This window comes from Fictibacillus arsenicus (assembly GCF_001999465.1).
GTDB lineage: Bacteria > Bacillota > Bacilli > Bacillales > Fictibacillaceae > Fictibacillus > Fictibacillus arsenicus.
Genome location: NZ_MQMF01000004.1, coordinates 237,492 through 247,526, shown reverse-complemented (window position 1 = coordinate 247,526; position 10,035 = coordinate 237,492). Strand labels below are relative to the sequence as shown.

The following is a 10,035-nucleotide window of genomic DNA, read 5'->3' as shown; positions in this document are numbered from 1 at the left end:
CGTTTGGAAATGTCGTATCTAGTTTTGAGAGAACATAAACTCTCTAATTCAATAAGGTCTAGTGATGATGGCGAAGAGGTCACACCCGTTCCCATACCGAACACGGAAGTTAAGCTCTTCAGCGCCGATGGTAGTTGGGGGTTTCCCCCTGTTAGAGTAGGACGTCGCTAGGCAAAGAAGGTGGGACGAACTTTATGTTCGTTCCATCTTTTTTTATTATTAAATCTTTTTAGAATGGTATAAAAATGTTTTTAAGCTGTAATTTTATATTTTCAAACTGTAATTATTATTTCTAAGCTTAATTTCGATTTCTAGTCCGTAAATATGACTTCTAGGCCATAATTCCTCATTTATAGGCTTTTCGACAAATGACAGATATTCCTCTTTCCACATAAATTCTCCCATTCACCTCATAACTGTTTTTGCATCAATTCTCCAGTTTCCAACTTGTCCAAAAAGTGTTATTCTTAACAAAGTATTTTTTCACCTTAGGAGGTTGCTGCCTTGTTAGATAATGCATTTGTTATGGTGTGTATTATTTTATTGATTAATATAGTGTACGTTTCGTTTTTTACGATCCGGATGATTTTAACGCTTAAAGGGCAGAGGTATCTGGCTGCTTTTATAAGTATTTTTGAGGTTATTATTTATATTGTTGGACTTGGTCTTGTACTTGATAACTTAAATGAGATTCAGAACTTGATTGCATATGCGGTTGGTTATGGAGCCGGTGTGCTAGTAGGGATGAAGATTGAGGAAAAGCTGGCACTTGGATATACTACTGTTAACGTGATTACAACTGATCTTGCTGGCGGCCTGCCGAATGCGCTTCGCAACAAGGGCTATGGTGTTACGAACTGGCTTGCGGAAGGCCGTGAAGGACAGCGTTTAATGATGGAGATTCTAACATCTCGTAAATCAGAATTGAATCTATATAATACAGTTAAAGATTTAGATCCGAAGGCGTTTATTATTTCGCACGAGCCGAAAGCGTTTCATGGCGGATTTTGGGTCAAGGGTATCAGGAGGTAACAGATGGAGAAGAAACCATCTAAAAAGAAGTTTGCTGTTGAAATAGGAGAGTCGATTTCTGACTGCCTGGATCGTATGGCAAAGGAAGGCTATACACCAGTTAGAAGAATGGAAGAGCCTGTGTTTCATGAAGTGAAACGTAACGGCAGATTGGAACCAGAAGTAAAGGAACAACGAATTGTTTTTGAAGGAAAATTAATAAAATAACGGTAAAACACGAACATTAGGTATTTAATATAACTTAATGTTCGATTTTTGTTGACAAACGAAAACGACCATTGTTACAATGAAACCAGAAGAATAAAGCCCTCATATAATTTCGGGGATATGGCCCGTAAGTCTCTACCTGATGACCGTGTATTTCATCAGACTATGAGGGAAAGCATCTTTCTGTTATTTTTATCGGATAAGTATGTCCAGTTGGCTGCTTTCTCTCATATTTAGGGAGAAGCATACAAACTGGACTTTTTTATTTTTTCTGACAATAAGGAGGCTGCCATGGCTAAAGTAGGCGTTATCATGGGAAGTGTTTCAGATTGGGAGACAATGAAAGAAGCGTGCGATATTTTAGAAGAGCTAGAGGTAGTATTTGAAAAGAAAGTAGTTTCAGCACACCGTACACCAGATCTTATGTTTCAATATGCAGAAGAAGCTGAACAAAGAGGACTTGAAGTAATCATTGCAGGAGCTGGCGGTGCAGCACACTTGCCAGGCATGGTTGCAGCAAAGACAATCCTTCCTGTTATTGGGGTGCCGGTTCAGTCTAGAGCGCTTAATGGCCTTGATTCACTTTTATCCATTGTTCAGATGCCTAAAGGTGTTCCGGTAGCAACTGTTGCAATCGGTAAAGCAGGTGCAGCAAACGCAGGACTTCTAGCTGCACAGATGGTAGCAGTTCATGATGAAGGAGTAAGACAGCGACTTAAACAACGCCGGGCTAATGCCCAAGAGATGGCGATTGAAAGTAGTGAGCAGCTTGTATAAAACAATTAGACCACAGCAGACAATTGGGATTTTAGGCGGCGGACAGCTAGGGCGTATGATGGCACTGAGCGCAAGGGAAATGGGACTCCGTGTCGTAGTTTTAGAGCCAGGTGAAGATTCTCCTTGCGGGCAAGTTGCAGATCAACAAATCATAAGCGGTTATGAAGATCGTGAAGGCATTCAGAAACTGGGAGCTCTTAGCGATGTTGTCACATATGAGTTTGAAAACATCGATGCAGAAAGTGCTGGCTGGCTTGAGGAGAATGCTCATCTGCCGCAGGGAAGCCGTCTTCTTGCGGTTACTCAGCACCGCTTAAGAGAAAAAGAAACGCTCGTAAAAGCTGGCGTTCCGGTAGCGCCTTTCAGACCGGTTTCAGATAGAGATTCTTTAAGGGATGCGATCACACAGCTCGGACTTCCTTCCGTTTTAAAGACGTGCCGCGGCGGTTATGACGGAAAAGGCCAAGTCGTGATTAAACAGGAAAGCGACATCGAAAAAGCAGAACAGCTTTTAAATAAACAAACAGATTGTGTCCTAGAGTCATGGGTGGAATTCGATAAAGAGATCTCGGTTATTTTAACAAGAAGTGTAAGCGGTGAGGTTAAATCGTTTCCAATAGCAGAGAATATTCATAGAGATAACATTCTGCACCAAACGATAGCACCTGCACGAATCACAAAAGAAACTGCGGAACAAGCGAAGCACTTAGCGGGGTCAATCGCAACGGAACTGGAGCTTGTTGGGACGCTTGCCGTAGAGATGTTCGTCGCAAAAGACGGCAGTATTTATGTGAATGAACTTGCGCCGCGCCCGCATAACTCGGGCCATTACACGATCGAGGCGTGTGAGACGTCACAATTTGATCAGCATGTACGTGCGGTGTGCAACTGGCCGCTTGGCAATACAGACTTAATAAAACCGGCCGTGATGATCAACATCTTAGGGGAACATCATGAGACCGTGTTAATTGAGATAGGAAAATTAGGAGAAGCGAAACTGCACCTGTACGGAAAAAAAGAAGCAAAAGCGAAACGTAAAATGGGGCACATAACGGTTTTAGGCGAAACAATTGAAGAAGCGCTAGAAAAAGCTGAAATCGTGTCTAACGTTTTTTTAGAGAGAAAGAAGACGGAGGTACAACAATGATTGAACGTTATACTCGCCCAGAGATGGGAGCTATTTGGACGGATGAAAATAAATATCAAGCGTGGCTGGAAGTTGAGATCCTGGCATGTGAAGCTTGGGCTGAACTTGGAGAGATCCCTAAAGAGGATGTAAAGAAGCTTCGTGAAAATGCGTCGTTTGATATTAACCGCATTTTAGAGATCGAAGAAGAAACACGCCATGATGTAGTTGCTTTTACAAGAGCGGTTTCTGAGACGCTTGGTGACGAGCGCAAGTGGGTGCATTACGGACTTACTTCAACTGACGTTGTTGATACTGCACTTTCTTATCTTTTAAAACAAGCAAACGACATCTTGGCAAAAGACCTTGATCGTTTTGTTGAAATTTTAGGAGAGAAAGCCAAAGAACATAAGTACACAGTGATGATGGGACGTACGCACGGTGTACACGCTGAGCCTACAACTTTCGGATTAAAACTTGCTCTATGGTACGAAGAGATGAAGCGTAATGTTGAACGCTTTAAGCAAGCGTCTGACACGGTTCGTTTTGGAAAGATCTCTGGAGCTGTTGGAACTTATGCCAACATCGATCCATTCGTTGAAAAATATGTGTGTGAAAAGCTTGGGTTAGAGGCTTCACCAATCTCTACACAAACACTGCAGCGTGACCGTCACGCACATTACATGTCGACACTCGCGTTGATTGCAACAAGCATCGAGAAGTTTGCGACAGAAGTTCGCGGACTTCAAAAGAGTGAAACGCGTGAGGTTGAAGAGTTCTTTGCAAAAGGTCAAAAAGGATCTTCTGCAATGCCGCATAAGCGAAACCCGATCGGTTCTGAAAACATGACAGGGCTTGCTCGTGTGATCCGCGGCTACATGATGACTGCTTATGAGAACGTGTCTCTATGGCATGAGCGTGACATCTCGCATTCATCTGCTGAACGTGTGATTCTGCCTGATGCGACGATCGCACTGAACTACATGCTGAACCGTTTTGGAAACATTATCAAAAACTTAACGGTGTTCCCAGAGAACATGAAGCGCAACATGGACCGCACATACGGATTGATCTACTCACAGCGCGTTCTATTGAAACTGATCGACAAAGGCATGGCACGCGAAGAAGCATATGACACAGTGCAGCCAAAAGCAATGCAAGCTTGGGAAGAAAGCGTTCAGTTCAGAACATTAGTAGAAGCTGAACCAAAAATAACAGACAAATTAACACCAGAAGAAATCTCTGAATGCTTTGATTACAGTTATCATCTGTCACATGTCGATACGATCTTTGACAGATTGGGACTTTAAAGGGTTTTATAAAGATCTTTTAAGATTGTTGTTTTTAAAAAGACTTCATTGAAAGTTGATTGAAGTGAAAGATGCGAGACTCCTGGGGGACGAGTGGGCCAGGTGAGACTCCTATCAGCGCAGAGCGCTAGGAGGCTCACCGCACGCCCCCCGGAAAGCGAGCATCTGAAACGGAAATCAACCACTTCCAAAAATAACAGTAATTGCTATAAAGCTTATTAGAAGTACTTCAACTAAAAAGAGAGTGATATTATGAGCTCTCTTTCTCTTTGCCTTTTTTAAAAGATTGAATATTGGGAATGTTCCTAAAATGGAGGGGTCAGAATGGAGAAGCTAGAGCAGCTGTATGAAGGGAAAGCCAAAAAAATCTACGCAACATCAGACGAAAATATCGTATGGGTGAGCTATAAGGATTCGGCAACAGCTTTTAACGGTGAGAAAAAAGCCGAGATCGAAGGAAAAGGCAGACTAAACAACGAGATATCATCCATTCTGTTCGAGTTGCTGAAAGAAAAAGGTATTGAATCTCATTTTGTAAAACGAGTGTCAGAAACGGAGCAGCTCGTAAAGAAGGTGACCATCATTCCCTTAGAAGTGGTCGTGCGCAATATTGCAGCTGGTTCACTATCAAAGCGTACAGGAATCCCTGAAGGACAGATTCTGCCAAGAACGATTGTCGAGTTTTACTTCAAAAATGATGATCTTGGCGATCCGCTGATTACAGAAGAGCATATCGATATTCTCAATCTCGCTTCAAAAGAACAGCTTGAAGTCATCTCTAAACAGGCTCTTCAGGTTAATGAAATTCTGACTTCGTATTTTGTTCAGCGAAATGTGAAGCTTGTAGATTTCAAACTGGAATTTGGTTTAGACAGCGAAGGACAACTACTGTTAGCTGACGAAATCTCCCCTGATACTTGCCGTTTATGGGATGCAGAAACGAACGAGAAATTTGATAAAGATGTGTTCCGCCGTGAACTTGGAAGTTTAACAGATGCTTATGAAACTATTTTAAAACGTCTAGGAGGCCTATCATGTACAAAGTAAAAGTTTATGTGACGCTAAGAGAGAGTGTATTGGACCCGCAAGGAAAGGCAGTTATGCATTCGCTTCATAAGATGGGACAGTCAGAGGTTGAAGACGTACGTATCGGCAAGTATCTGGAGCTGACACTTCAAAAAGGCGACTATGATCTGGACGAGAAGATTGTTGCTATGTGTTCTAAACTTTTATCCAATCCGGTAATTGAGGACTACCGGTATGAGGTGGAGGAGGTTGTTGCACAGTGAAGTTTGCAGTAATCGTATTCCCAGGATCGAACTGTGACACAGATATGTATCACGCGGTAAAAGACGAGCTTGGCAGTGATGTTGAGTACGTTTGGCATGATGCATCAGACTTAAGTGGATTTGACGGTATTTTATTGCCAGGCGGTTTCTCTTATGGAGATTATTTACGCTCTGGGGCCATCGCACAATTTTCAAACGTGATGAGTGAAGTTGTAAAGGCAGCAAAAGAAGGCAAGCCCGTTCTAGGTGTTTGCAACGGATTTCAGATTTTGCTCGAAACAGGTCTACTGCCTGGAGCGATGCGCCGTAACGAATCGCTAAAATTTATCTGCCAGCCAGAAGAGCTTGTTGTTGTGAATGATCAAACACTTTTTACATCTCAATACGAAAAAGGTGAAGTGATCTCTGTTCCGGTTGCACATGGTGAAGGCAACTATTATTGCGATGAAGAGACGTTAAAAGCGCTGAAAGAAAATAATCAGATCGTTTTCACCTATGCGAAAAATCCGAACGGATCTGTTGAGGATATTGCCGGAATTATAAACAAAGAGGGCAATGTACTGGGGATGATGCCGCACCCGGAACGCGCTGTTGATGAGCTGTTAGGAAGCAAGGATGGACTGAAATTATTTCAATCAATCGTGAAGAGCTGGAGGGAACGCTATGTCGCTGCAACATGAACCAACAAGTTCTCAAATTAAAGAACAGAAATTGTACCGTGAAATGGGCTTAAGTGATTCAGAGTTTGAACTCGTAGAAAAGATTATTGGAAGACTTCCAAACTGGACGGAAACGGGATTGTTCTCTGTTATGTGGAGTGAACACTGTTCTTATAAAAATTCAAAACCTGTGTTGAGCAAGTTTCCGACAAAGGGAGAGCGTGTACTGCAAGGACCAGGTGAAGGTGCTGGTATCGTGGATATCGGTGACGGCCAGGCGGTTGTTTTTAAGATTGAATCACACAACCATCCATCAGCCATTGAACCATATCAAGGAGCAGCTACTGGTGTTGGCGGAATCATCCGTGACGTTTTCTCAATGGGAGCGCGTCCGATCGCAATGCTGAACTCGCTTCGTTTTGGTGAATTAGAGTCACCACGTGTTAAGTATTTATTTGAGCAGGTAGTAGCAGGAATCGCAGGCTATGGAAACTGTATCGGTATCCCGACTGTTGGCGGAGAAGTTCAATTTGATCCGTCATATGAAGGCAATCCGCTTGTTAACGCAATGTGTGTCGGTTTAATCGATCACAAAGATATAAAAAAAGGTCAGGCAAAAGGTGCTGGCAACTCCGTGATGTATGTTGGAGCGAAAACAGGACGCGACGGTATCCATGGTGCAACATTCGCATCGGAAGAATTATCTGAAGCGTCAGAAGAAAAACGCCCTGCGGTTCAAGTTGGCGATCCGTTCATGGAAAAGCTCGTAATGGAAGCGTGTTTGGAGCTGATTCATAACTGTGATGCGCTTGTTGGGATTCAGGATATGGGTGCAGCAGGTTTGACAAGTTCGTCAGCAGAGATGGCAAGTAAAGCAGGAATGGGAATCGAGATGAACCTTGACCTTATTCCTCAGCGTGAAACAGGTATGACGGCTTATGAAATGATGCTTTCAGAATCGCAAGAACGCATGTTGTTAGTTGTTGAAAAAGGCCGTGAGCATGAAGTAGAGAAGATTTTTGAGAAATGGGATCTTGATTGTGTAACAGTCGGAACGGTTATCGAAGAAAAAGTACTGCGCCTCACTCATCAAGGTGAGATCGTAGCAGATGTACCAGTAGATGCACTTGCTGAAGACGCACCGATTTACCATAAACCATCAAAAGAACCGGCATATTATGGTGAGTTCCAAGCGCAAGAAGATTATATCCCTAAGGTTACTAGCTTCAAATCTACGTTGCTATCACTTTTAGAACAGCCGACTATCGCGAGCAAAGAGTGGGTGTATAACCAATATGACTATATGGTTCGCACGAATACAGTTGTTGCGCCTGGGTCTGATGCAGCAGTTGTAAGAATAAGAGGCACGAAAAAAGCTCTTGCGATGACAACAGACTGTAATTCTCGCTATTTATATCTTGATCCGGAAGTTGGCGGAAAGATCGCTGTTGCTGAAGCGGCTCGCAACCTTGTATGTTCTGGTGCGAAGCCATTGGCTGTAACTGACTGCTTAAACTTCGGAAACCCTGAGAAGCCTGAGATCTTCTGGCAGCTTGAAAAATCGGCTGACGGCATGAGTGCGGCATGTAACAAGCTTGAAACTCCTGTAATTGGCGGAAACGTATCTCTTTATAACGAAACAAACGGTGTAGCGGTTTACCCGACGCCTGTTATCGGAATGGTCGGGCTGATCGAAGACACGAAGCACATTGTAACGCAGAGCTTTAAAGAAGCGGGAGACATCATCTATCTGATCGGGGACAGCAAGCCTGAATTTGGCGGAAGCGAGCTTCAGAAGATGAAAGAAGGAAGCATTTTCGGTAAAGCGCCACACATCGATCTTGAAGTGGAAGAAAACAGACAGCGTGATCTTTTAACAGCGATTCAAAAAGGGCTTATCGCTTCTGCACATGATGTGGCTGAAGGCGGACTTTCAGTAGCACTTGCTGAATCTGTGATGGACGGAAAAGTCGGGGCGAGCGTTACGCTGACAGATGAGCCGATCGGAAGCCTTTTCGGAGAATCTCAATCCCGTTTCTTAGTAACAGTAAAACCTGAAAATCAAGACGAGTTCCAACAGCTTGTAAAAGATGCAAAAATCATAGGGTTTGTACGTTCTGAGAGCGGTCTTGCGATCGATAATGAGCAGGGTGAAGAGTTATTATCCTGTACGCTCCAGGAACTGCAAGATGCCTGGAAAGGAGCAATTCCATGCTTGCTGACATCAAAGGTTTAAACGAAGAATGCGGCGTATTTGGTATTTGGGGTCACCCTGATGCTGCGCAGTTAACATATTACGGCCTTCACAGCCTGCAGCATCGCGGACAAGAGGGTGCTGGAATTGTTGTAACGGATGGAGAACGTCTTCGCATCCATAAAGGGAGCGGTCTCGTTAATGACGTTTTTAGCAAAGGCGAGATAGAAGGTTTGATCGGGCATGGTGCGATTGGCCATGTCCGGTATTCAACAGCTGGCGGAAACGAGCTTGCTAACGTTCAGCCGTTGTTATTCCGCTCGCAAACGAGTTCACTCGCGTTAGCCCATAACGGAAATCTGGTAAATGCTAACGCGTTAAAACATCAGCTGGAATCACAAGGAAGCATCTTTCAGACAACATCTGATACGGAAGTGCTTGCTCACTTAATTAAGCGCAGCGGTTATTTTACGTTAAAAGAAAAAGTACAGAACGCACTTACGATGTTAAAAGGTGCTTACGCGTTTTTAGTCATGACTGAAAACGAGATGATGGTGGCGTTAGATCCGAACGGCTTACGTCCATTGTCGTTAGGTATGCTGGGAGACGCGTATGTTGTAGCTTCTGAGACTTGTGCATTTGATGTAATCGGTGCAACATACGTGCGTGATGTGCAGCCTGGAGAACTTTTGATCATTAACGAAGATGGATTAACGGTAGATCGTTTTTCAACATCTGTACAACGTTCCATGTGTTCGATGGAATATATTTATTTTTCAAGACCAGACAGCAATATTGAAGGAATTAACGTTCATGCAGCACGAAAGAGTCTTGGGAAGAAGATGTTTGAAGAAGCACCAGTTGAAGCAGATGTGGTAACAGGTGTTCCAGATTCAAGTATCTCGGCAGCGATCGGTTATGCAGAAGCATCTGGTATCCCTTATGAGATCGGCTTGATTAAAAACCGTTATGTGGGAAGAACATTCATCCAGCCTTCACAAGAACTGCGTGAACTCGGTGTAAAGATGAAGCTTTCACCGGTTCGGGGAATTGTGGAAGGCAAGCGTGTTGTGATGGTGGATGACTCGATCGTTCGAGGCACGACAAGCCGCCGTATCGTAAAAATGCTGCGTGCCGCGGGCGCGACAGAGGTGCATGTGAGAATTACAGCACCGCCGATCGCACATCCGTGCTACTACGGAATCGATACGTCAGAGCGTGCAGAACTCATCGCATCAAAACATTCGGTTGATGAGATTCGTGAGATTATCGGAGCTGATTCTTTATCTTTTATTTCCGTTGAAGGATTGATGGACGGAATTGGCCGCTCAAACTCAGAACCGAACTGCGGTCAGTGTTTAGCTTGTTTTACAGGACGTTATCCGACGGAAATTTATCCAGATACAGTTTTACCATATGAAAAAGAGCTTGTTTAAAGGGG

The 10,035-nt window shown here is 43.7% G+C and carries 10 protein-coding genes, 1 rRNA gene and 1 riboswitch; all 11 genes read left to right on the top strand.

The window, feature by feature from the left end:
• Positions 1 to 57 precede the first annotated feature (57 nt).
• The 11 genes from rrf (at position 58) to purF (ending at position 10,030) form a co-directional block, all read left to right on the top strand.
• Positions 58 to 173 (top strand): 5S ribosomal RNA (gene rrf / locus UN64_RS17465).
• 331 nt (positions 174 to 504) lie between these two features.
• Positions 505 to 1,032 (top strand): DUF2179 domain-containing protein, encoded by a 528-nt coding sequence (locus UN64_RS17460; RefSeq protein WP_077365174.1) that lies wholly within the window; start codon positions 505 to 507, stop codon positions 1,030 to 1,032.
• A gap of 3 nt (positions 1,033 to 1,035) precedes the next feature.
• Entirely contained in the window at positions 1,036 to 1,239 is a 204-nt protein-coding gene (locus UN64_RS17455; protein ID WP_077365172.1) for an NETI motif-containing protein, read from the top strand.
• A gap of 82 nt (positions 1,240 to 1,321) precedes the next feature.
• A riboswitch (purine riboswitch) is annotated at positions 1,322 to 1,425 on the top strand.
• Between the two features lie 105 nt (positions 1,426 to 1,530).
• The gene (gene purE, locus UN64_RS17450) at positions 1,531 to 2,016 is read left to right on the top strand and encodes a 5-(carboxyamino)imidazole ribonucleotide mutase (protein ID WP_077365169.1); all 486 of its coding nucleotides are present in this window, start codon (positions 1,531 to 1,533) and stop codon (positions 2,014 to 2,016) included.
• Positions 2,000 to 3,163, top strand: a complete 1,164-nt coding sequence (gene purK, locus UN64_RS17445) for a 5-(carboxyamino)imidazole ribonucleotide synthase (RefSeq protein ID WP_245802078.1) — start codon at positions 2,000 to 2,002, stop codon at positions 3,161 to 3,163. The genes purE and purK overlap by 17 nt, the downstream gene beginning before the upstream one ends.
• Entirely contained in the window at positions 3,160 to 4,452 is a 1,293-nt protein-coding gene (purB, locus tag UN64_RS17440) for an adenylosuccinate lyase (protein ID WP_077365164.1), read from the top strand. Before purK ends, purB begins: the two co-directional genes overlap by 4 nt.
• A gap of 324 nt (positions 4,453 to 4,776) precedes the next feature.
• Complete coding sequence (gene purC / locus UN64_RS17435) at positions 4,777 to 5,499, top strand: phosphoribosylaminoimidazolesuccinocarboxamide synthase (protein ID WP_077365161.1); 723 nt, start codon at positions 4,777 to 4,779, stop codon at positions 5,497 to 5,499.
• Positions 5,487 to 5,741: a phosphoribosylformylglycinamidine synthase subunit PurS gene (gene purS / locus UN64_RS17430; protein ID WP_066285742.1), complete on the top strand. Its 255-nt coding sequence runs from the start codon at positions 5,487 to 5,489 to the stop codon at positions 5,739 to 5,741. Before purC ends, purS begins: the two co-directional genes overlap by 13 nt.
• Positions 5,738 to 6,421 (top strand): phosphoribosylformylglycinamidine synthase subunit PurQ, encoded by a 684-nt coding sequence (gene purQ, locus UN64_RS17425; RefSeq protein ID WP_077365158.1) that lies wholly within the window; start codon positions 5,738 to 5,740, stop codon positions 6,419 to 6,421. The genes purS and purQ overlap by 4 nt, the downstream gene beginning before the upstream one ends.
• Positions 6,405 to 8,636, top strand: coding sequence for a phosphoribosylformylglycinamidine synthase subunit PurL (purL, locus tag UN64_RS17420; RefSeq protein ID WP_077365155.1), 2,232 nt, complete (start codon positions 6,405 to 6,407; stop codon positions 8,634 to 8,636). The genes purQ and purL overlap by 17 nt, the downstream gene beginning before the upstream one ends.
• Complete coding sequence (gene purF, locus UN64_RS17415; RefSeq protein WP_077365152.1) at positions 8,612 to 10,030, top strand: amidophosphoribosyltransferase; 1,419 nt, start codon at positions 8,612 to 8,614, stop codon at positions 10,028 to 10,030. The genes purL and purF overlap by 25 nt, the downstream gene beginning before the upstream one ends.
• Positions 10,031 to 10,035: the final 5 nt, after the last annotated feature.